The organism is Methylobacterium sp. WL18 (assembly GCF_008040015.1).
Taxonomy (GTDB): Bacteria; Pseudomonadota; Alphaproteobacteria; order Rhizobiales; family Beijerinckiaceae; genus Methylobacterium; species Methylobacterium mesophilicum.
On record NZ_VRVD01001213.1, the window covers coordinates 1 to 649 of the forward strand.

At 59.6% G+C, this 649-nt stretch carries 2 tRNA genes; both read left to right on the top strand.

The annotated features are described in order from the left end of the window. Positions 1-196: 196 nt before the first annotated feature. Positions 197-273, top strand: a tRNA-Ile gene (locus tag FV228_RS31895). 37 nt (positions 274-310) lie between these two features. Then, positions 311-386, top strand: a tRNA-Ala gene (locus tag FV228_RS31900). Positions 387-649 lie beyond the last annotated feature (263 nt).

A 649-nucleotide genomic window follows, 5' to 3' on the forward strand; every position in this document is an offset into this window, starting at 1 on the left:
TCTTCATTGGATATGGGGTCCGGCTCCGCCGGATCGCAGCGAACGTGAGTTCATCCATCGAAGGTCATTGGATACAGGGTTCAGTCAGAACCCATTTTGCGGGACGGACGCCGTCCTCGTTTCTCTTCCTCACCAGATAGCGCGATCGGCGCACCGCGTTCGGCCTCAGGCCGGTGCGGCGCATCTCGATCGCTCTGGGCCTGTAGCTCAGGTGGTTAGAGCGCACCCCTGATAAGGGTGAGGTCGGACGTTCGAGTCGTCCCAGGCCCACCACGACACGGGACGCTCCGTACGCCTGCGCCGACCCCTTGGGGCCATAGCTCAGTTGGGAGAGCGCGTGCTTTGCAAGCATGAGGTCGTCGGTTCGATCCCGTCTGGCTCCACCATTTTTTTGGAACTTGGCGCTGCTGTAGCGGCGACGTTCTGAATGCGGTGTCGAGCTTGGCTATCTGGAACACAGTTTGCCGCGGCAGACGTTCAACGAGGACCGACAGGTTCGGTTGATCGCGTCGTGCGCAAAAAACATCAGTGACATCGTGAAGAGGGAATGTGGCCGTTGGGGGCGCGAAAGCGTCAGCCCTGGCGGTCATGTTCGGCAAGCATACGGTGACGGAATCGGAAACGGTTCTGTCACTGGTCTTTTTGTGAC